Raw genomic sequence first — 21,385 nt, forward strand, 5'->3', positions numbered from 1 at the left:
ATTTGCGATGTGGCCATTTTGTTGAATTAATATTCGCCGTTTTTGTAGCGGTTGAGAAGCTTTTCGATACGTCCATAAGGATTGAGAAGCTCTGATATAGAACACTCGTGGTTAAGAGTATCAATAATGTATGCGATGTATTTTGACATGTCGCACTTGATAAAATAATCACGATTTAAAACATCCTCTGGAATGTATGTAAGGTTTGTAGTAACAACCTTGTAGATGATACCGTCCTCAACAGCCTTATCGAATTTTGCCATACCATTAGTGAAAAGTCCGAAAGTAGCTACTGTGAAGATACGATTTGCTTTACGCTTTTTAAGCTCTGTTGCTACGTCTATCATTGACTCACCAGAAGAAATCATATCATCAACGATGATAACATCCTTGCCGGCAACGTCGTTACCAAGGAATTCATGAGCGACGATTGGATTACGTCCATCAACGATACGGCTGTAATCGCGACGCTTGTAAAACATACCAACATTAACACCAAGAACTGATGCCATGTAAACGGCTCTCTTTGTTCCACCTTCATCAGGTGAGATAATCATGAGATGATCGTTATCAAGCTTTAAGTCCTTGCAGTTCTTAAGGATGCCCTTAAGGAACTGATATGTTGGAGAAACTGTTTCAAAGCTATTTAAAGGAATAGCGTTCTGAACACGAGGGTCGTGAGCATCAAATGTGATGATGTTATCGACACCCATATTAATAAGCTCCTGAAGTGCCATAGCACAATCAAGTGATTCACGAGCACTTCTACGATGCTGACGTCCTTCATAAAGGAATGGGATGATGACTGTGATGCGCTTAGCCTTTCCCATTGCAGCAGCAATGATACGCTTTAAGTCACAGAAGATATCATCTGGACTCATGTGATTCTCGTGACCACATACAGAATAAGTGAGGCTGTAATTTGTTACATCAACAAGAATGTACAAATCAAGACCACGAACTGATTGTTTGATAAGACCTTTGGCCTCACCTGAACCAAATCGAGGACAATCAGCAGAAACGATGTAAGAATCGCTCTTATAACCAGCTAAAGTAATAATAGACTGGTCACACTTACGCTCTTGTCTCCACTTAAGTAAATAATCATTAACCTTCTCGCCGATTGTTGCGCAGCTCTTGTGAGGTATAAGACCTAGCTCTGCCATAGGTGGTGTGTTTTCCAACACGATTTCATTGTTTGGCATGTTTTGCTCCTTGCTTTGATATTAAATTTATTATTTTGATATTACCTTTTTAATACGAATATCATTGCCTATGAGCTTAATAACTTCATAGTTTGAAAATACTCGCGAAGTAATACGTTCACTATAGGTATCTCTCAATTCTTCTAACTTGAGATTTGTTGAAATAATCGTTGATTTATTTCGTAATAGTCTTTCATTTAAACATTGGAAAAGTCGGGCTGTTGTGAAGGAATTCTGAAATTCAGTGCCCAAATCGTCAATTATAAGTAAATCGCAATCGAAAATATGATCATGAAGTTCTGCAACGTTAGCATTCTTCTTGAATGTCTGTTCTTCAAAAACTCTAAATAATTCGCTGGAAGTAAAGTAAATAACTGAGATGCCCTGGTCAAGTAATGCCTTGGCAATACAGTTGGACATGAAGGTTTTTCCACATCCTGTTCTTCCTAGCAACAAGAGATTACCACCTTTTTCTCTAAAATTCTGCACAAAGTTAGTGGCTTTTTCTAGGGCTATTTCAGCATTAGCACGTGCCGAAAGCTCAGAACCGTCCTCAAAATAGTCATTATCGTAAACATCTAAATCAAATGCATCAAAATTTTCCTTGGAAAGAATGTTATTGATATTAGACTGTTTGTAGACAATATTAATAGCTGCCTGCTTAAAACAGTGGCAGCGTTCTCCATTAATATATCCAGTATCCTTGCAATCAGGACAGTCGTATGGTGGCTCAAGATAATCCTCTGGGAAACCAGCGGATTTCATGAGATTGATACGTCTCATTTTAAGCTCTTCAAGCTTCTTTTTAGATTCAGCAGATGCGGTAGCTATATCCTTGCCGCTGAAAATAGCAGTAATGGATGAAATGGAGATTTTGGAAACCTCCTCATCCAACTGTGTAAGTGAAGGCACTGCAGAATAAAGCTCTTTTGTACGATAAGAAACAATTCGGCTGTTTCTAGACTGCTTATGATTGTACTCACGCATAAGCGCATCGTATTGTTCGTTAGATAATGCCATAATTACCTCCCTTTAGTTACCAAGCAATTTCTTCTCAAGTGCATCAAAATCATAATTCTGGCGTTGTTCAAAGTTAAGGAATTTGTTGTTAGACTTCGATCTAGCCGCTGAACTAGATGTGTCTTTAATGCTTTTTACTTTATTAGTAGCTGAAAGCTTGGCCATTGAAGCCTTAGTAAATTCCTGATCAAGAGCTGCAACATCCTCTAGAGTCTTAACAGAGGACTTGTTCCAGCTTGTAAGAATAGAATCTGCATATTTGAAGCTTGGCTTGTTAGTAGCTGTGATAGTACGCTCGCAAGCTTCACAGATAATATCCATATTAAAGCTAAATGTGTTAACCCATTTATCGATGTAGTTAAGCTCAGACTCAACTAAATCCCTGTTTCCGATACCAAGTGCCTTCTTAATAGAATAAACGGCATTGTTGTGTGCACTAGATGATTTTCTGGCATCCTCAACAGTTGTGATTCCATCTTCTGCCCAGTTGCGAGCAACAGTATCCATGTAATGGAAGCTATTGTGGCCGTTATCGAGGCAAGTCTCGATAAGGTACTGGATTAAATCTACTGTCATGTGAAGTCCGTCGTACCAGAAAAGCAAAGTGTTGGTGTCAGAGCTTGAAAGCGGTCTGCCAAGGTATGTCTGTGTTGCAAATAATAAATCTGAAACAGCATCCTCCTCGCAGAAAGCATCTAACTCATCTGCGCTGTAGCTTGGCTTAACCAAAGCTGGTGTATCTGAAACTGCTGGTGCCACGCTTTTAGTTGTAACTACCGGCTCAGCAGCGTAGTTTACGGATGTGAAGGAATTGTTTCCATTCACATCGACAAGACAGATTCCAGAAAGTTCATGCCCATCAGAGTACTCAAGACGTAGAAGTCCTACTTTCTCCCAATAAGTAAAGGCTCTCATTATGTCCTTCTCGGTGTGGTCTAAACAGTCCGCTAACTGTGAGATGGAAAAATCATAATCCTCTCTATTTAGACAACGAAGCAAGTAAAGGTAAATCTTAACATACTCTCCATTGGCATCTTTCATGTAATCGTCAATAAAAGTATTAGAAATGCAAGTATAACCAGTATTGATACTGGTGTGTAGCATGATGTCTGCCATATAAATTATCCTCTCCCTCAAAAGTAAGCAAATTATATCAAAGTAATTTCAAAAAGAAAAGGGTGTAAACCCCGAGAACCCTTGTAAATAAAGGGCTTGTGGCTATTGTGGATAATGTGGATAACTATCAACAGACCTAGAAAAAAGGGCAATAAAAAATCCACATTTTTACTGGTGAATAATACACCGAAAAATGTGGATAATGTGGATAACTATTTGGAAAGTAAGTGTTCACCTACTAAATACACGTCTCCAGCACCCATAGTTATCAACAGGTCGTTGTTTAAAAGATTTTTTTCTAAAAATTTTTCACATGCATCAAATGAGCCTAAATAATGGACTTCTGTGCCCATTTTTTCGATTCTATCAGCAATATCTTTAGAGCTTACTCCATAGATATCAGGCTCTCTAGCCGCATATATATCGGCAAGAACAACTATGTCCGCTTTAGCGAGAGCTGTTGCAAAATCATCAAGAAAGCTTAATGTGCGGGTATAAGTGTGTGGCTGGAAGCAAACAATCACACGATTGTGTGGGTAATTAGCTGCTGCGTTAAGGCTGGCAGCAATTTCTGTTGGGTGATGAGCGTAATCATCAATGACAGTAGCTCCGTTATAGTTGCCCTTTAACTCGAAACGTCTGTGAGCACCGCCAAACTTTTTAAGTCCTGCTAAAATGTGATCGTAAGAAATGCCCATTTCAACAGTAAGTGCGATAGCTGCAAGTGCATTGGAAATATTGTGCTTTCCAGGAACATTAAGTGAAACAGTGCCAAGAGCCTTACCATTGAATACAGGGGTAAAGTTTGCAAAGCCCTTTTCATTAAATGAGATATCAGTAGGATAAATATCGGCATCATTATTTAATGAATAAGTAATAACCCTACATTTTAGTCCCTCAGTGAAATAATCTACATCATCAATTTCTTTGTTAATAATAAGAATGCCATCATCGGATGTATTACCGGCAAACTTCTTAAATGAAGCTCTTACATTTTCGAGATTCTTGAAGAAGTCCAAGTGATCTGCCTCAACATTAAGGATAATGTTGTATTTAGGGAAAAATGAATGATAGCTGTTTGTGTATTCACAAGCCTCTGTGATAAATACATCACTGTCACCGACGTGTACGTTGCTTCCGATGGCATCTAAAATGCCGCCAACAGAAATGGTAGGATCATCGGCTGTCTCAAGAAGAATCTGGCTAACCATTGATGTTGTGGTTGTCTTGCCGTGTGTACCTGCAACAGCAATAGAACGAGCATAGTTTTCCATGATTTCGCCAAGGAGCTCAGCTCTTGTAAGCATAGGCTTGCCAGAAGCTTTGGCTGCAGCAAATTCTGGATTGTCATCACGAATTGCAGCAGTGTAAACAATCAAGTCGATATCATCAGTGATATTTGATGCTGCCTGTGGATAACTAACCTTTGCGCCGATGGCTTCAAGGTGCTTGGTTAAATCAGATTCAGCTCTATCGGAGCCTGAAATAGTGAAACCAGCACCAAGCAAAATCTCTGCAAGACCAGACATGCTAATGCCGCCAATTCCTATAAAATGAACATGTATCTTGTTGTTAAAATCAATCTTATACATATGTTTTCCTTCTTTAATATAGTATTTTTCTAACTACACTAATCTACCCCCAAAATGAATTAGTTGCAAGGTAGCTAAATAGATATTGTAGAAAATGACAGTGTATTGTCAAACAATTAACAACTAATTAGTAAAAATTATTAATAATATTGCAGTAGAAATTGGCTTTTGCTATACTAATGTTACAAAGGGGAGTACTATGAGTTATAAAATGGTACATCCCTTCTGACAGCATGAGAAAGGCAGATGATAGGATGATTAGAAAAGAAATGATCGCAATGCTTCTCGCTGGCGGGCAGGGAAGCAGACTCGGAGTATTAACATCCGATGTAGCAAAGCCAGCAGTTTCTTTTGGGGGAAAGTATCGTATTATCGATTTTCCTCTTTCAAATTGTATCAATTCAGGCATTGATACAGTTGGTGTGCTGACTCAGTATCAACCGCTTGTCCTAAATACCCACATCGGAATTGGTATTCCATGGGATTTGGACAGAAATAACGGTGGTGTTACAGTTCTTCCACCTTATGAGAAGAGTGACACAAGTGAGTGGTATTCAGGCACAGCCAACGCAATTTTCCAAAACCTTAAGTACATGGAGAATTATAATCCAGAGTATGTGCTTATCCTTTCAGGAGATCACATCTATAAAATGGATTATGAGGCCATGCTAGATTTTCATAAGGCAAAGGGCGCAGATGTTACAATTGCAGTAATTCCTGTACCGATTGAAGAAGCATCTCGATTTGGAGTTGTTATTGCTGATGACGAAAAGCGTATCAGCGAATTTGAGGAAAAGCCAGCAAATCCTCGAAGCAATCTTGCTTCAATGGGTATTTATATATTCAGCTGGAAAGCATTAAAGGAGTCATTGCTTGCACTTAAAGACCAGAGCAACTGTGATTTTGGTAAGCATGTTCTTCCTTACCTTCATGAGAAGGGGGCACCAATGTATGCCTACGAGTTCAATAGCTACTGGAAGGATGTAGGAACACTTGGATCATATTGGGAAGCCAATATGGAGCTTATAGATCTTATTCCAGAGTTCAACCTCTATGAGGAGTTCTGGAAAATATACACTAATCAGAATATCATCGAACCACAGTTCGTTGCTAGCTCAGCAGTAGTTGAGAAGGCAATTATTGGAGCTGGAGCTCAGATTTATGGTGAAGTTTATAATTCGGTTTTAGGCGCAGGTGTTGTGATAGATGAAGGAGCAGTAGTCCGAGATTCCATCATAATGGAAGGCGCAGTAATCGGAAGAAATTGCGTAATAGATAAATCAATCATTGCTGAGAATACCGTTGTCGGCGAGGGAGCAAAGATTGGCCAGGGCGTAGAAGCAGAGAGTAAGCTTAATGCAAGCATCTACTCATTCGGTCTTGCTGTAATTGGAGAGAATTCAACAATTCCAGCAAATGTAACTATTGGCAAAAACACAGCAATCAAGGGCGAGACTAGCGAGGCAGATTATCCTGACGGAGAGTTAGCTAGTGGCGGCTACATTATCAAGGCAGGTGATCGAGTATGAAGGCATTAGGTATTATTCTAGCAGGTGGAAACTCAAGCAGAATGCAACAGCTTACTGAGAAGCGCGCCATTGCAGCTATGCCAGTAGGCGGAAGCTATAGATGTATTGATTTCGTTCTTTCAAACATGACGAATTCACACATTCAGACAGTTGCAGTATTATCGCAGTACAACGCAAGATCTCTAAATGAGCATCTTAATTCATCAAAGTGGTGGAACTTTGGTAGAAAGCAGGGAGGATTATTCCTCTTCACTCCTACTGTTACTACTAACAACAGCTGGTGGTACAGAGGTACAGCAGATGCTATTTGGCAGAACATTGATTTCTTAAAGAAGAGACATGAGCCATATGTTATTATTGCAAGTGGCGATTGTGTTTATAAGTTGGATTTCAACAAGGTTTTAGATTATCACATCAAGAAACAGGCTGATATCACAGTTGTTTGCGCAAAGCTTCCTGAGGGAGATGATATCAATCGTTACGGTGTGGTAGAGATGGATAGAGATGGACGTATAGTAGAGTTCGAGGAGAAGCCTATGGTGGCTAACTCAGATATCGTTTCTGCTGGTGTCTATGTCATCCGTAGAAGAGCTCTCATTGATTTGTTGGAAGAATGCAACAGAGAGGGCAGATACAACTTTGTAACAGATATTCTCATTAGATACAAGAACATGAAGAGGATTTATGGTTACAAGATGGAAGGCTATTGGGCAAACCTTGCAGACGTTGATAGCTATTTCAAAGCTAACATGGATTTCTTACGCAAGGATGTTAGAGATAGCTTCTTCCATTCAGAACCAGGAGTCTTCTCAAAGACACACGACCTGCCACCTGCAAAATACAACGCAGGTTCTAAGGTTACAAACTCACTTGTGGCTGGAGGATGTATCATAAACAGCACTGTTGAGAATTCTGTACTATTTAAAAAGGCGTTCGTTGGCAACAACTCAGTTGTTAAGAACTGCGTCATTTTAAATGGAGCATACATCGGTGACAACGTGCACGTGGAGAATTGCATTGTTGAGAGCCATGAAACATTGCTCAGCGGATCTACATATATTGGGGAAAACGGAATCCGCATAGTTACAGGTAACAAAAATCGATACGACATGCCAGTTGGGGAGGTATAACAAAATGCAAATTACAGACATTAGAATTCGCAAGATTGAAAAAGAAGGCAAGATGAAAGCAGTTGTCTCAGTGACAATTGACGAGGAGTTTGTAATTCACGACATCAAGATTATTGAAGGAGATAAGGGACTATTTATTGCTATGCCTTCAAGACGTGGTTCTGAAGGTGGCTACAAGGATATTGCTCATCCTATTCGCTCAACCACAAGAGAGCAGATGCAGACAATGATTCTTAACAAGTATAAGGAAGAGTTCCCAGAATAAGACGTATGTTTTTAATTGTTGGTCTAGGTAATCCAGAAAGAAAGTACGAAGGAACCAGACATAATGTAGGATTTGAAGCTATTGATGCTATCGCAAAGCACTTCAATATAGAAGTAAACCACAAGGAACAAAAGGGAATTGTGGGAAAGGGCATCATTAATGGCCACAAGGTAATACTTGCAAAGCCTATGACGTACATGAACCTAAGCGGGGAATGTGTTCAACCTTTATGTGACTATTACGATGTTGACAGCGAGAGCGAACTTGTTGTTATATCGGATGATATATCCCTTTCTACAGGAAATATCCGTGTTAGAAAGAAGGGTTCGGCTGGTGGTCACAATGGATTAAAGAACATCATCTCTTTGCTTGGCACCAATGCTTTCCCTCGAATTCGAGTGGGTGTGGGAGAATGTAAGAACGGTGATTTGGTTTCCCATGTGTTAGGTCGCTATGACGCTGAAGACCGTGAAAAGGTGGATGCGTCCTTCGAAAAAGTGATTGGCGCGTTAGAATTGTTCCTTGAGGGAGATCTAGATGCAGCTATGAATAAATATAACGTTAAAGAAAAACTTGAATAGAGATTAGCCTGCAGTTATGCAGGCTAATTTTGTACTTTTTGTTATTTACAATAACGGTTTGTTATTCTATACTAAGTTTTGTAATGGAAAAAATAAGCTTGTTATTTAAATAAGGGAGAATTATGAGCGGAAATATTGTATTTAATGTAAAGTTTCTAGGCACTGTGGATGTTAAATGTAACGACATGCATATTGTGCTAGAGCGCAACAATACCACAAAGGTTAATCAGCTATTTCAGATGCTGTTGTACCATGTAAATGGTATTTCGAGAGATCAGGTTATTTATAATCTATTCCAAAATGAAGGCATTGCGGATGAGTCAAACAGCCTTAGAGCAATTGTATTTAGACTTCGTAAGGCATTACTCAAGACAGGCCTTCCAGAAGAGGATTATGTATATATTAAAAGAGGTAATTACAGAATTACTCCTAATGCCTCTATCGAATGTGATGCAGTCAATTTCGAAGAGCTTGCAAAGCAGGCCCTTGCATCAGATGATGCTGATGTGCAGCAGAAGCTTTTAGAGCATGCTTGTAAGGCATATAACGGTGATTTCCTTCCTACTCTAAGCGGTTATGAGTGGGTTGTTACTACAAGAGTAAGATTAAAGAAATTATTTGATAGATGCTTAAAGCAGCTACTTGAGATGTACAAGGTTCAAAAGGACTACGACAATATGTACACTCTCAGCCATAAGGCAAATAAGCTTTATCCATATGATGGATGGCAGACATACGAGATGGAAGCTCTTATCGAAGTAGGTAAGACAAAGGATGCTCTCAAGTTATATGAAGACACTGAGACATTAATGTTCGAAGAGCTTGGTGTATCAGTTTCATCTAGCATGGCAGAACAGCTTGATAAGCTTGGTTCTCAGGTTATAAACAATTCCGATATGATTAGCGAGGTTAAAAAGAACCTTGATACATCTAAGGAAGATATTGAAGGCGCATTTTACTGTACATATCCAATTTTTGTGGAGAGCTACAGATACATCAAAAGAGTAATCAGACGTTCTGGACAAGCAGCATGGCTTATGCTTTGCACCATCACAGATGGAAAGGGGTACGCTTTAAGCGGCTCTGACAGATTAGAGACTTTAGCTGAGGAATTATCTGAGGCTATTCGCGTATCTGCCCGTGGTGGAGATATGTACGCAAGATATAGCAACAATCAATTTGTAGTATTGCTTTTAGGCATTACACAAGAAGATTGTGTTTTGGTTCAAAGCAGAATCAATGAAAACATGAGTAAGGAGTCAAGAAAACGCTATATTAAATATAATTTAGCGCCTGTTAATCTTGCTAGTGCAGGTACAGATTACGATACTGCAGAGCTTCAAGATATGGTAAGAGGGGAAGAGTAATGGCAATTTCAGACAGAATGAAGCGCATGCCAAATGTAGTTGGATTCAATCTAGAAAATGATGGATTTAAAGGCGAGCTTTATAATTGCTATGAAGAAAAAGCAGAGACATTTAATGATGTTAATGATTTCTTCAATGTGGTAAATGCTTTTTTAGATGCGGTAGAATTTCCTGAACAAAAGATAAAGTACCGTGCATTTAAAAAGACATTGCCAGAGTTAAAGCTTATTGATATTGATCCAGCAGAAAAGCTATTTGAGGTAGAGCATTTGCTCGAGCTGTGTAAAGAAAAAGCATATCTTATGATGATTACAGGCAGAGATAATGCAACATGGCAGGGCACAATCTATAGCAAAGCAAAGGATATAGAAAGCAGCTTTAATAGCGAGGTAGAGCTTCTTAGAATTATCAATAATAAATAATAAACATTATAGGATAGGCAAGCAGTGGAGGAAGCAAATGAAAAGAACAAGATATTTGCTTTCACTGATTGTTCTGAGTATTAGCTTAGTTGCATGCGGTGGTGGCCAGCAACCGTCAACTACAGGAGGCGGAGGTTCATCCTCTGATTCCACTTCGGCGGTGGCAAAGGAATCTAAAGGCTCTTGGGACAACACCATAAGGGTGTTGGAGCCTAAGGCTGGAGGAACAGAAGTATACGAAAACATGGATGCATCAATAGATGCGAGCAATTCCAGTGACGGATACGTAATGGTCAAATACACCGGCAGCGCGGCTAAGGTAAGAATGCTAATAGAAACGCCAGCGGGAAATACTTACAATTACCTGATGGATTTGGATGGCAATTACGATGTTTATCCATTATCAGAAGGTAGCGGAACATACAAAATAGGCGTTTACGAGAACCTACATGATGACCAATACGCAGCAGCATTTACTCAGTCAGTGAATGTAACATTAAAAGATGATTATAGTATGTTTTTGTACCCTAACGCATATGTAGATTTTAATGCAAATTCTAAGGCGGTAAAAAAGGGACAGGAACTGGCATCAAGTGCGAATACGGATATCGAGGTCGTACAGAATGTTTATCATTACATTACCAAAAACGTTACTTACGACCATGATAAAGCAGCGACTGTACAGTCAGGCTATATCCCAAAGGTAGACGAGACCTTGGCAACTGGTACAGGCATCTGTTTTGACTATGCATCACTTATGGGTGCAATGCTTAGAAGTCAGGGTATACCTACACGGTTGGAGATAGGTTATGCAGGGACTGAATACCATGCATGGATATCTGTATACACAAAGGAGTCTGGCTGGATAGATAAGATAATCCAGTTCGATGGTTCTCAGTGGACACTTATGGATCCAACACTTGGATCTTATGCAAGTAGTAGTACTGTAAAGAAATATTTAGAAGATGATACGTATTATCAACTGAAGTATAAATATTAAAGGTGTGATTATGAGCGAAAAATTACGAAAGAAACTTACTGCTGAGGAGCTATATGCATTCTCGGACGAAATGGGAATGATGATCAATAGTGGTGTTTCTGCAATTCAGGGAATCACTATGATGATGGATGAATCTGAGGGAGGCGAAGAGAAAGAGCTACTCACTCAGATGGAACAGGTAGTAGGGGAGACAGGTTCTCTATCAAAAGCAATTGATGAGACCGGAGTGTTCCCGGATTATTTTGTAGAAATGGCCAAGATGGGCGAGACAACAGGTAAGATGGACTCAGTTCTTACCAATCTTGCAGCCCACTATTCTAGAGAAATGGCTATTTCAAATGCTATCAGAAGTGCGGTTACATATCCACTTATGATGGTGGCAATGATGCTTGTAATAATCATAGTTCTTGTTACAGAAATCATGCCAGTTTTTAGTAGAGTCTTCAATCAACTTGGTGGTACCATGGATGGGTTATCAGCAGGTTTCTTGGCTGTGGGTACATTTATGAAATCCAATGGCCTGATTCTTCTTATTATTCTTTTGGCAATAGTTGCCTATATCATTGTCTTAAACAAGACATCTTGGGGAAAGAATCACAGAAACGGAATACTATATAAGAGCCGTCGTTTCAAATCTATTCATTCGAAAATCGCAACAAGTAGATTTGCATCTGCAATGGCTATGACACTATCAAGTGGTATGGATGTTATGCAGGCATTAGATGTAAGTGGTCGAATTGTTGAGGCGCCTGAATTCGAATCAAAGGTAGAAAAGTGTAAGGATTCATTTGCTGAAACAATGGATATAGGAAAGGCATTTTCACAGTCAGGAATTTTTGGTGGTTTGTATGGAAGAATGGCTATTCTTGGTGCAAAGACTGGAAATATGGAAAACGTCCTTGAGAAGGTTGCAACCACTTATCAGGAGGAGGCAGACGAGGAGATTAACGATTTAATCGCTGTAGTTGAGCCTACACTTGTAATTATCTTGTCAGTTATTGTTGGTATCATATTACTTTCAGTTATGTTACCACTTTTGAATATCATGTCGGGGATGATTTAATATGTCAAAGACCAGATTTGGAAGCCTAGATGGCATACATCAAATCAAAAAGAAGAACGTAGCAGGAACAACAATGATTTCTGCCGCACTGTTTCTTCTCATATTCGTACTATTTTTATTTGCTGTATCAAAAGCATCATCTGGCTCAGTCCATGAGCAGCGCCAGAGTCTTTCAGATGCCATAGATAGGGCGATAATTCAATGCTATGTAACAGAGGGAAGATACCCGGAAAGCTTCGAATATCTACAGAAAAATTACGGCATAATATACGATGATGAGCAATTCAGGGTAGATTATGTGATTTACGGTTCAAATATGAGACCAGATGTCACAATTATTAACCTAAAGTAATGGTTTGAAAGGAGCAGCTTTGGTAAAGGGGCGACTTAGAAAACACAACATAGATATCATGTTTCTAATGGTATTGTTTTTGATATTCACCTTTTCGGCGGTGAGTGTTCTTTTGATGGCAGTAAACTCTTACAGAGCAGTTGTTTATGCCAATGAGTCTAATGCCAATGCCAGAACTGCCACTGCCTACATCCGCGAAGAAGTTAGACAGCATGACAATGGTGGCGCAATATCCATTGATGAACTAGATGGAATTAAATGTATCAAGATGCCTGAGGGAAGTGGCTACAGCTTGTATATTTACGAGTATGAGGGCAACCTTATGGAGCTTGAGGCTAAAGATGGCGCAGGCATTACAGCGGATTTTGGTAATAAGATTTTGGAGATTAACGGAATGGAAATTTCTCAGGATAATCCTAATGAAATCAACATTCAAATCGAAGATATATCAGGCAATAAACAAGAAGTTATCATTGGGCTGAAGTCAGTGGAGGTGGAATCAAATGAAAAACAGGAATAATGGTTCCCGAATTTTCATGACGGAGCTAATGTTTGCAATATTCTTTTTCATTATAGTTTCAGCGATATGTGTGCAGTGTTTTGCCGGAAGCTTCGCAAAAAGTAGAGAGGCAAAGGAAATGACACAGGCTATTAATCTTGCTTCAAATGCAGCAGAGAGCTACTTAGTAACTGATGATTACGAGGGCTACACCAATTATTACGATAAGGATTGGAACATTTCTGATGGTGAGGAAGGTGTATATAAGGTTACAAGCCTTGTGGTTGAGCCTGCAAGCCCAGGCCAGTGTCAGACAATGCATATAGTAGTTTCAACAATGGAAGATAAAGAAATCTATTCATTAGAGGTTGAAAAAGCTCTTAAATAGGAGATAATATGGAGCAGAAGAAAAGGGAAAATCGTACAATAATAAATATAGGAACCTCTTTGATGGTTGTAATTTTAATAGGTATGGCTTTCGCTGTTATTGCTGCACTTGCAATATCGTCTAGTCACAACAATTACAGTCTTAGTATGAAATTAAGGGACCATACAAATGATTACTACGCGGCTTCAAATGAGGCATACGAGAAAATTGCTGCAACTGATTGGGTAGATCAGGAATTTTCAGTAGACATTAATGACAATCAGGTTTTAAATGTAAAGGTAACATCTGGGGAAATAACTTGTTGGCAGGTACAGAATACATCTAGCTGGGAAGCAGATAGCACTCAGCCAGTTATTACAATATTGGAGTAGGGGGAGAAAAAATGAGCGCAAATATTGTTACTTATTTGACAGATGCAGTTAAGAAATACAAGGCTTCCGATGTATTTATCATCACTGGACGTGAGGTTTCATTCAGAGTTAATGATTTGGTAATGACACGTTCTGAGTTGGAAGCATCTTATGAAGATAAATCAGAGGGTGATGACGGCCCTGTAATGCCTGCAATGGCAGAGGAATTAGTGCAGCAGATTTATGAGCTGGCTCACCGAGATATCACCAAATACAAGGAGGAGGGCGATGATGATTTCTCCTTCGCAATTAAGGATGTATCTCGATTTAGAGTAAATGCTTTTAAGCAAAGAGGTACATATGCAGCAGTAGTCCGTGTAATCACATTTACATTGCCAGATTACAAGGAATTGCTCATACCAGAATCAGTTATCAATTTGTCAAACGAATCAAAGGGACTTGTACTTGTTACAGGCCCTGCAGGAAGTGGTAAATCAACAACACTTTCATGTATCGTTGATAAAATTAATAAAAATTACAATAAACACATCATTACACTTGAAGATCCAGTAGAGTATTTGCACAGACACGGTAAATCAATAGTGTCACAGCGAGAGATTCATTTGGATACAGAAAACTATGTTACTGCACTTCGAGCTTCACTTAGACAGAGCCCAGATGTTATTCTTCTGGGAGAGATGCGTGATGCTGAGACAATCTCTGTTGCAATGACAGCGGCTGAGACAGGACATTTGATCTTGTCTACATTGCATACAATTGGAGCAGCAAACACTATCGACAGAATTATTGATGTGTTCCCATCAGAGCAGCAGCACCAGATAGCTTTGCAGCTTTCTATGGTAATTAAAGCAGTTGTTTCTCAGCAGCTTGTGCCTGCAATTGATGGTTCACTTGTGCCAGCGTTTGAGGTTATGACCGTGACCCCAGCCATTAGAAATATGATCAGAGAAAACAAGGTACCACAAATCGAAGGTGTCATTTATTCTAGTGATACTGACGAGATGGTATCAATGGATTCTAGTCTATTCAAGCTGGTTAGAGAAGGCAAGATTACAAAAGAGACGGCCATGGAGTATGCGGTAAACGCAGAAATGCTAGGAAGAAGATTAGGAGTTTAAATTAAGAAATGGAAAGTTTTAAACCAATGCTGTTCACTTGCATGAAGAAATACAGCAAGGAGCAGTTTGCAAAAGATTTAGTATCAGGAATCATTGTGGCAATCATCGCATTGCCACTTTCTATTGCCCTCGCTTTGGCATCAGGAGTTGGCCCAGAGCCAGGTCTTTATACAGCGATTGTAGCAGGCTTTTTAATCTCATTTTTTGGTGGAAGTACTGTTCAGATTGCAGGACCGACAGCAGCATTTGCTACTATTGTAGCTGGTATTATTGCTACTGACGGAATGGATGGATTGATTGTTGCCACAATCATGGCAGGTATTATTTTGATAATCCTTGGTGTGGTTAAGGCTGGTGCATTAATCAAATTTATCCCATACACAATCACAACTGGTTTTACAGCAGGTATTGCCGTAACAATCTTAATTGGTCAGTTTAAAGACTTCTTTGGAGTTGATTTCCACGGCGAAAAGCCAATTGAAACAATTGATAAGTTAAAGGTTTTCTTTGAAAATATTGATACTATCAACATTCAGGCAGCTTTAGTAGGTGTTATCTGTCTTGCAGTACTTATTATCTGGCCTAAGTTTTTCACTAAGCTTCCTGCATCTATCATTGCAGTATTTGTAAGTATCGCATTGGTTCAGGGCTTACACTTAAATGTAAACACTATTGGAACACTCTATCCTGATTTAAAGGCTGGACTTCCAACAATCTCATTACCATCATTATCATTTGGTTTAATTAGAAATGAAATGCCTAACGCATTTACGATAGCTATTCTTGCTGCTATCGAATCACTTCTTTCAGCGGTAGTTGCTGATGGAATGGTTAATAGCAAGCATCGTAGTAATCAGGAGCTTATTGGCCAGGGTATCGGTAACATCGGTTCTGTACTGTTCGGTGGTATCCCTGCAACAGGTGCTATTGCACGTACAGCAGCCAATATTAAAAACGGCGGACGTACACCAATCGCAGGTATTGTTCATTCAATCACACTTCTTATTGTGCTTGTTGTATTAATGCCATATGCGAAGTTTATCCCAATGCCATGTATCGCAGCTATTCTTTTCCAGGTTGCTTACAACATGTGCCAGTGGAGACCTTTTGTAAGACTTGTAAAGTATGCTCCAAAGTCAGATATCATCGTACTTGTACTTACATTCGTTCTTACAGTAGTATTCGATTTAGTAGTAGCTATTGAATGGGGTATGATTGTTGCATGTATCCTATTCATCAAGAGAATGAGCGAGGAAACACACGTTAGTGGCTGGACATACCAGAGTGATGACGCTGAATTTGTAGATGATCTTAGACCAGTTCACAAGGGCATCAGAGTATTTGAAATCACTGGACCATTATTCTTTGGTGTTTCAGATATATTAGCAGAAAGCATCAATGTAAAGGATTATACAAAGGTTCTTGTTATGAGAATGCGCTCTGTACCAGCTATCGATGTTACAGCTCTTAGAGCTCTTAGAGATTTGGTTGAAAGAGCAAAGAAAAAGAATGTAACAGTTGTATTCTCACATGTTAATGAACAGCCAATGCATATGATGGAAAAGGCTGATTTTATCAGCATCGTAGGCAAGGATAACTTCCAGCCAAATATCGATGCAGCTTTAGATAGAGCACAAGAATTAATAGGCGAATAAATATGAAAACATTTTTAGAACCATTTGAAAATCTTACAGCGATAGAGTCTCTTAGAGAGGCTCTATCTAAACATGGTAAAGTGTATGATATAACAGGGTGTGCCGATAAGGCGCACCTTATTTTTGGTATAAGCCACGACGTAAAATACAAGCTGATTATTACATCGGACGAACTTAAGGCCAGAGAGCTTTTAGAGGAATATCGGTTTTTTGATGAGAATGCTGTATTTTTCCCTGCAAAGGATTTCCTTTTCTATCAGTCTGATATTAGAGGTAATGCCCTTACAAGGGAGCGTATGAAGGCCATAGAGTCGATTTTGAGTGATGAGAGCTGCACAGTTATTACCACAATCGACGCTTTAATGAACAAATTACCTGCTCCAAAGTATTTTGAGAACGGTATTGTAGCCATCTCAGATACAGATACCATTGAATTAGAGGCATTGCGCAGAAAGCTCGTTGCAATGGGATATGAAAACGTTGGTACATGTGAGCATCCAGGAGAATTTGCCGTTAGAGGTGGAATTATTGATGTTTATCCCCTTACAGCTGAGTTGCCTGTAAGAATTGAGCTGTGGGGTGATGAAGTAGATAGCATTCGTTCTTATGATGCTAGCAATCAGAAGTCTATAGAAAATATTGATTCTGTAATAATATTTCCTGCAGTAGAGGTGATTCTTTCGACTGAAGAAGTTGAGGCAGGATTACACAAAATGGAGGAAGAGAAGAATCTCAGATACGAAAAATATCGTAAGGAGATGAAAACTGAGGAGGCTTACAGGCTAAAAACCTATGTTGATAGGGTAATTGAGGAGACAAGAGCCTGGGGATTGAGCCAAGAAGTTGAAACTAATTTAAACTATTTTTGTGAAGATTTGGCGAGTTTTATAGATTTTATGCCTAAAAACACCTATCTATTTCTCGATGAGGTGCAGAAACTTATAGTGAAAGCTGAATCAACTGAGGTTGAATTTGCTGAGGCAATGACAAGACGAGTAGAAGCTGGATACATGCTTCAACGACAGATGGATATGTTGTACGGTTCAATGGACATTTTTGCCAGAATTGGGAAAAAACCAACTGTTTTAATGTCACTTTTGGATGCGAAAAATAAATTTTTAAAATCTGAAGAACATTTCAGTGTTGCAGTTCAGGGTGTAAATGCATACAACGGAAGTTTTGAGCTTCTGACAAAAGAGCTTTTACAATATAAAAAGAGAAAATACAAAGTCTTGCTTGTAACAAGTTCCAGCACAAAAGGAAAGCGTCTCGCTGATGATTTATTGGAGGAAGGATTTAACGCATATTTCACTGACGATTTAGATCATAAGATCAATCCTGGCGAAACTATGCTATGTGTTGGTAATATTAAAAGAGGATTTGATTATCCTGACTCAGCATTTGTAATGCTTTCTGACGGTGATATATTTGGCCATGTTAGAAAGAAAAAGCATAGGATTAAAAAGTACGAGGGAGAGACAATTTCATCTTTCTCCGATTTGCATGTGGGAGATTACGTTGTTCACGAAAACTATGGCTTGGGCGTGTACAAAGGCACTGAGCAGATGGAAGTGGATAAAGTCATCCGTGATTACATAAAGATTGAATACGCCAAGGGCAGTAATCTCTATGTACTTACATCACAGCTTGACATGATTCAAAAGTATTCTGGTCCAGATGGTAAAAAGCCTAAGCTTAATAGCCTTGGGGCTGGAACGCAGGAATGGACGAGGACAAAACAGAAGGTTCAGTCTGCAGTTGGAGTTGTAGCAAAAGAGCTCGTAGATCTATATGCCCTTCGACAGAATACGGATGGTTTTGTATATGGTGAGGATACCGTTTGGCAAAAAGAATTTGAAGAAAGCTTCCCTTATGAAGAGACAGAAGGCCAGCTTGCAGCCATTGAAGCAGTAAAGTCTGATATGGAATCGAAAAAGATTATGGATAGACTTATCTGCGGTGACGTAGGCTTCGGAAAGACTGAAGTTGCAATGCGTGCTGCGTTTAAAGCTGTACAGGAGGGAAAGCAGGTAGCGTATCTTGTGCCTACCACAATTCTTGCCCAGCAGCATTACAATAACTTTGTTCAAAGAATGGGCGGATACCCTGTTAATGTAGGATTGTTATGCCGTTTTAGAAGCCTTCAGCAACAAAAGAAAACAATAGAAGATTTGAAAAAAGGAATGGTAGATATTGTTATCGGAACCCATCGCCTTCTTTCAAAGGATGTAGAGTTTAAAGATTTAGGCCTTCTTATTATAGATGAGGAACAGCGCTTTGGCGTAAATCACAAGGAACGTATCAAGCAGATGAAAAAGACTGTTGATGTTTTGTCTTTATCTGCTACGCCAATTCCAAGAACACTTCATATGTCTTTGGTTGGAATCAGAGATATGAGCGTACTTGATGAAGCTCCAATGGAACGTACTCCTATTCAGACTTTTGTGTTTGAGTATAACGAGGAAATGGTGCGAGAAGCCATTGTCCGCGAGATGGCAAGAGATGGTCAGGTTTATTATGTCTTCAACAGGGTTAGAGGCATACAGGATATGGCTGCAGAAATCGAGCGTCTTGTTCCGGAAGCTACTGTAGGGTACATCCACGGCCAGATGACTGAAAATAAAGTGGAAGACATCATGATGCAATTCATCAATCATGAGATAGATGTTTTGGTAGCCACAACCATAATAGAAATTGGTTTGGATATTTCTAACGTAAATACGATAATCATTCATGACTCTGACAACATGGGACTTTCACAGCTTTATCAGCTTAGAGGACGTGTAGGAAGAAGTAATCGTACCGCATATGCGTTTTTAATGTATCGTAGAGATAAGATGCTTAAAGAGGTGGCAGAAAAACGTTTGGCTGCAATCAAAGAATTTACCGATTTAGGCTCTGGCTTTAAGATTGCCATGAGAGATTTAGAGATTCGCGGAGCTGGAAATCTCCTTGGTGTTGAGCAGCATGGTAACATGACAGCCGTAGGTTATGACCTATATTGCAAGATGCTCAATGAAGCAGTCAAAATAGAAAAGGGTGATGTTAAGGAAGATAGCTTTAACACTACTGTGGACATAAATATCGAGGCATATCTGCCAGACACATATGTTAGCAACGAAGAGCAGCGAATTGATATTTACAAGCGTATTGCGGCTATCGATTCTGAAGAAGCCAGGGATGATATGTTGGATGAGCTTGTTGACAGATTTGGAGAACCAAAACGTTGCGTGCAGAATCTTCTTTGGGTTGCAATGCTTAGGGTTAAGGCTCATGATGCATATGTTTCTGCCATTGAGCAAAAGCAGGATATCATCAGGATTGTCATGTATGAAAAGGCAAAAATAGACGTTGTACAAATTCCAGCGTTGCTTGAGAGAAACAATCCACATATCACTTTTGCGGCTGATCCAAAGAACCCTGCATTTATATTTAACACAAAGGCTAATACTAGAATCAAACCATCAGAAGTCTTTGAATATCTGCAGGATTTCCTTTTAGACCTTAAGACCCTCAAGGTTGATAATTAGAAATAGATTAACTATAATAAAAAAGCATGACAAAATATGGGTTTGAGGCCCAGGAGGATAGAATAATGAATACTTTAAGAGTTAAATCAGTTGGAATGGCAGCTGTAGCAGCTACAGTGTTATTTACAGGATGTGGCAAGCTTAATCCAGATGCTACACTCGTTACAATAAATACAGGTGATGGTTCAAAGGATACCATTACACTTGGATATGGAAATTTCGCCGCTAAATATCAACAATCTAGATATGACCAGTTCTTACTTGGTTACTACGGTGAAAGCATGTGGTCTTCAGATATGTCTGGTACAGGCTCAACTCTTGAAGATGATACAAAAGAAGGTGTTATGACAGATATCGAAGAGCAGTATTTAGCTAAGCTTCACGCAAATGATTACGGCATAACACTTACAGATGAGCAAAACACAGCAATAGCAGATGCTGCCGCAGCTTTTATGTCAGCAAATGCTAAAGAGAGCCTTGATGTTATGGGTGCTACAGAAGAATATGTTAAGCAGTATCTTGAGTACAATACATACTATTCATTAGTTTCTGCAGCAGCAAAAGAAGCAGCAGATGCAGATATTAAAGATGAAGATTGCTGGATGCGTACATTTACATATGTTGCATTTGATACTACAGGAAAGACAGATGAGACAGGAGCTGTTGTAGAATACACAGAAGATGAAATCGCTGATATGAAGGCACAGGCAGAGCAGCTTGCTGAAGCAAAGGATTTTGATGCAACCGTTGAAGAACTTGGAGTTCAAGGTCAGACTTTTTCATACTTAAAGGGTGAGACAGAAGATGACACAATGGATATGTCAATCATCACAGCTGCTGAGTCTCTTTCAGAGGGTGATGTATCAGATGTCATCGAAGTAGATGGTGTTGGATATTACGTAATTCGTCTTGATTCTGATCATGACGAGACAGCTTCACAGCAAAAGCGTGAGTCATTACAGTCAGAGGCATTTGATAAGCTCATGGAGACATGGAAAGCAGCAATCACATGGACTGTTGATGAAAAGGCTTGGGCAAAGGTTGAATTTGGTAACAAGTTATTCAAGGCACCTGAGGTAGAAGAAACAACAGATACAACAACAGATACTACAGCAGAAGATGATACAGCAGAAACATCTGAAGATACAGATGCAACAGCTGAAGAAACAGAAGCAGAGTAAA

Annotated in this window: 20 protein-coding genes; 16 read left to right on the forward strand and 4 right to left on the reverse strand. The window is 39.4% G+C overall.

Translation table 11 applies throughout. The features are described from left to right. Positions 1-26 precede the first annotated feature (26 nt). The 4 genes from T498_RS0107280 to murC form a co-directional block, all read right to left on the reverse strand. A complete protein-coding gene (locus T498_RS0107280) occupies positions 27-1,205 on the reverse strand; it encodes a ribose-phosphate pyrophosphokinase (protein WP_028235333.1) in 1,179 nt (392 codons plus the stop codon). A 30-nt stretch (positions 1,206-1,235) separates the two neighbouring features. Beyond that, positions 1,236-2,225, reverse strand: coding sequence for an ATP-binding protein (locus T498_RS0107285; protein ID WP_028235334.1), 990 nt, complete (start codon positions 2,223-2,225; stop codon positions 1,236-1,238). Between the two features lie 12 nt (positions 2,226-2,237). Then, positions 2,238-3,341: a DnaD domain protein gene (locus T498_RS0107290; protein ID WP_028235335.1), complete on the reverse strand. Its 1,104-nt coding sequence runs from the start codon at positions 3,339-3,341 to the stop codon at positions 2,238-2,240. Between the two features lie 212 nt (positions 3,342-3,553). Beyond that, positions 3,554-4,933 carry a UDP-N-acetylmuramate--L-alanine ligase gene (gene murC / locus T498_RS0107295; RefSeq protein WP_028235336.1) on the reverse strand — a complete coding sequence of 460 codons (1,380 nt, stop codon included), beginning with the start codon at positions 4,931-4,933 and terminating at the stop codon, positions 3,554-3,556. 254 nt (positions 4,934-5,187) lie between these two features. Between murC and T498_RS0107300 the strand changes: the two genes are divergently transcribed. The 16 genes from T498_RS0107300 (at position 5,188) to T498_RS0107375 (ending at position 21,384) form a co-directional block, all read left to right on the forward strand. After that, positions 5,188-6,462, forward strand: coding sequence for a glucose-1-phosphate adenylyltransferase (locus tag T498_RS0107300; RefSeq protein ID WP_028235337.1), 1,275 nt, complete (start codon positions 5,188-5,190; stop codon positions 6,460-6,462). Further along, positions 6,459-7,592 (forward strand): glucose-1-phosphate adenylyltransferase subunit GlgD, encoded by a 1,134-nt coding sequence (gene glgD / locus T498_RS0107305; protein ID WP_028235338.1) that lies wholly within the window; start codon positions 6,459-6,461, stop codon positions 7,590-7,592. Before T498_RS0107300 ends, glgD begins: the two co-directional genes overlap by 4 nt. A gap of 4 nt (positions 7,593-7,596) precedes the next feature. Next, positions 7,597-7,857 carry a septation regulator SpoVG gene (gene spoVG, locus T498_RS0107310; protein ID WP_028235339.1) on the forward strand — a complete coding sequence of 87 codons (261 nt, stop codon included), beginning with the start codon at positions 7,597-7,599 and terminating at the stop codon, positions 7,855-7,857. A gap of 5 nt (positions 7,858-7,862) precedes the next feature. Then, entirely contained in the window at positions 7,863-8,438 is a 576-nt protein-coding gene (gene pth / locus T498_RS0107315) for an aminoacyl-tRNA hydrolase (RefSeq protein WP_028235340.1), read from the forward strand. Between the two features lie 122 nt (positions 8,439-8,560). Next, a complete protein-coding gene (locus T498_RS0107320) occupies positions 8,561-9,805 on the forward strand; it encodes a BTAD domain-containing putative transcriptional regulator (RefSeq protein ID WP_028235341.1) in 1,245 nt (414 codons plus the stop codon). Further along, positions 9,805-10,227 (forward strand): hypothetical protein, encoded by a 423-nt coding sequence (locus T498_RS0107325; RefSeq protein ID WP_028235342.1) that lies wholly within the window; start codon positions 9,805-9,807, stop codon positions 10,225-10,227. Before T498_RS0107320 ends, T498_RS0107325 begins: the two co-directional genes overlap by 1 nt. Before the next feature lie 37 nt (positions 10,228-10,264). Further along, positions 10,265-11,227, forward strand: coding sequence for a transglutaminase-like domain-containing protein (locus T498_RS0107330; protein WP_028235343.1), 963 nt, complete (start codon positions 10,265-10,267; stop codon positions 11,225-11,227). Positions 11,228-11,237: 10 nt separating this feature from the next. Next, the gene (locus tag T498_RS0107335) at positions 11,238-12,290 is read left to right on the forward strand and encodes a type II secretion system F family protein (protein ID WP_028235344.1); all 1,053 of its coding nucleotides are present in this window, start codon (positions 11,238-11,240) and stop codon (positions 12,288-12,290) included. Position 12,291: 1 nt separating this feature from the next. Continuing rightward, the gene (locus tag T498_RS0107340; RefSeq protein WP_242839215.1) at positions 12,292-12,642 is read left to right on the forward strand and encodes a hypothetical protein; all 351 of its coding nucleotides are present in this window, start codon (positions 12,292-12,294) and stop codon (positions 12,640-12,642) included. 19 nt (positions 12,643-12,661) lie between these two features. Then, complete coding sequence (locus T498_RS0107345) at positions 12,662-13,162, forward strand: DUF4860 domain-containing protein (protein WP_081779713.1); 501 nt, start codon at positions 12,662-12,664, stop codon at positions 13,160-13,162. Further along, positions 13,146-13,529: a hypothetical protein gene (locus T498_RS16195; protein ID WP_028235347.1), complete on the forward strand. Its 384-nt coding sequence runs from the start codon at positions 13,146-13,148 to the stop codon at positions 13,527-13,529. Before T498_RS0107345 ends, T498_RS16195 begins: the two co-directional genes overlap by 17 nt. An 8-nt stretch (positions 13,530-13,537) precedes the next feature. After that, positions 13,538-13,900: a hypothetical protein gene (locus T498_RS0107355; RefSeq protein ID WP_028235348.1), complete on the forward strand. Its 363-nt coding sequence runs from the start codon at positions 13,538-13,540 to the stop codon at positions 13,898-13,900. 11 nt (positions 13,901-13,911) lie between these two features. Next, positions 13,912-15,018, forward strand: a complete 1,107-nt coding sequence (locus T498_RS0107360) for a type IV pilus twitching motility protein PilT (protein WP_028235349.1) — start codon at positions 13,912-13,914, stop codon at positions 15,016-15,018. Positions 15,019-15,026: 8 nt separating this feature from the next. Next, positions 15,027-16,673, forward strand: coding sequence for a SulP family inorganic anion transporter (locus T498_RS0107365; protein ID WP_028235350.1), 1,647 nt, complete (start codon positions 15,027-15,029; stop codon positions 16,671-16,673). Positions 16,674-16,675: 2 nt separating this feature from the next. Beyond that, the gene (gene mfd / locus T498_RS0107370) at positions 16,676-20,203 is read left to right on the forward strand and encodes a transcription-repair coupling factor (RefSeq protein ID WP_028235351.1); all 3,528 of its coding nucleotides are present in this window, start codon (positions 16,676-16,678) and stop codon (positions 20,201-20,203) included. Positions 20,204-20,268: 65 nt separating this feature from the next. Next, positions 20,269-21,384: a peptidyl-prolyl cis-trans isomerase gene (locus T498_RS0107375; protein WP_028235352.1), complete on the forward strand. Its 1,116-nt coding sequence runs from the start codon at positions 20,269-20,271 to the stop codon at positions 21,382-21,384. Position 21,385 lies beyond the last annotated feature (1 nt).

The organism is Pseudobutyrivibrio sp. MD2005 (genome assembly GCF_000621865.1).
Classification (GTDB): domain Bacteria; phylum Bacillota; class Clostridia; order Lachnospirales; family Lachnospiraceae; genus Pseudobutyrivibrio.

What these genes read in the sequence shown, in the direction of transcription:
- T498_RS0107330 (WP_028235343.1), top strand. Translation starts at nt 10,265, where the DNA reads ATGAAAAGAACAAGATATTTGCTTTCACTGATTGTTCTGAGTATTAGC.
- mfd (WP_028235351.1), top strand. Translation starts at nt 16,676, where the DNA reads ATGAAAACATTTTTAGAACCATTTGAAAATCTTACAGCGATAGAGTCT.
- glgD (WP_028235338.1), top strand. Translation starts at nt 6,459, where the DNA reads ATGAAGGCATTAGGTATTATTCTAGCAGGTGGAAACTCAAGCAGAATG.
- T498_RS0107340 (WP_242839215.1), top strand. Translation starts at nt 12,292, where the DNA reads ATGTCAAAGACCAGATTTGGAAGCCTAGATGGCATACATCAAATCAAA.
- T498_RS0107280 (WP_028235333.1), bottom strand. Translation starts at nt 1,205, where the DNA reads ATGCCAAACAATGAAATCGTGTTGGAAAACACACCACCTATGGCAGAG.
- T498_RS0107325 (WP_028235342.1), top strand. Translation starts at nt 9,805, where the DNA reads ATGGCAATTTCAGACAGAATGAAGCGCATGCCAAATGTAGTTGGATTC.
- T498_RS0107360 (WP_028235349.1), top strand. Translation starts at nt 13,912, where the DNA reads ATGAGCGCAAATATTGTTACTTATTTGACAGATGCAGTTAAGAAATAC.
- T498_RS0107290 (WP_028235335.1), bottom strand. Translation starts at nt 3,341, where the DNA reads ATGGCAGACATCATGCTACACACCAGTATCAATACTGGTTATACTTGC.
- T498_RS16195 (WP_028235347.1), top strand. Translation starts at nt 13,146, where the DNA reads ATGAAAAACAGGAATAATGGTTCCCGAATTTTCATGACGGAGCTAATG.
- T498_RS0107335 (WP_028235344.1), top strand. Translation starts at nt 11,238, where the DNA reads ATGAGCGAAAAATTACGAAAGAAACTTACTGCTGAGGAGCTATATGCA.
- T498_RS0107320 (WP_028235341.1), top strand. Translation starts at nt 8,561, where the DNA reads ATGAGCGGAAATATTGTATTTAATGTAAAGTTTCTAGGCACTGTGGAT.
- spoVG (WP_028235339.1), top strand. Translation starts at nt 7,597, where the DNA reads ATGCAAATTACAGACATTAGAATTCGCAAGATTGAAAAAGAAGGCAAG.
- T498_RS0107355 (WP_028235348.1), top strand. Translation starts at nt 13,538, where the DNA reads ATGGAGCAGAAGAAAAGGGAAAATCGTACAATAATAAATATAGGAACC.
- T498_RS0107285 (WP_028235334.1), bottom strand. Translation starts at nt 2,225, where the DNA reads ATGGCATTATCTAACGAACAATACGATGCGCTTATGCGTGAGTACAAT.
- pth (WP_028235340.1), top strand. Translation starts at nt 7,863, where the DNA reads ATGTTTTTAATTGTTGGTCTAGGTAATCCAGAAAGAAAGTACGAAGGA.
- T498_RS0107300 (WP_028235337.1), top strand. Translation starts at nt 5,188, where the DNA reads ATGATTAGAAAAGAAATGATCGCAATGCTTCTCGCTGGCGGGCAGGGA.
- T498_RS0107365 (WP_028235350.1), top strand. Translation starts at nt 15,027, where the DNA reads ATGGAAAGTTTTAAACCAATGCTGTTCACTTGCATGAAGAAATACAGC.
- murC (WP_028235336.1), bottom strand. Translation starts at nt 4,933, where the DNA reads ATGTATAAGATTGATTTTAACAACAAGATACATGTTCATTTTATAGGA.
- T498_RS0107375 (WP_028235352.1), top strand. Translation starts at nt 20,269, where the DNA reads ATGAATACTTTAAGAGTTAAATCAGTTGGAATGGCAGCTGTAGCAGCT.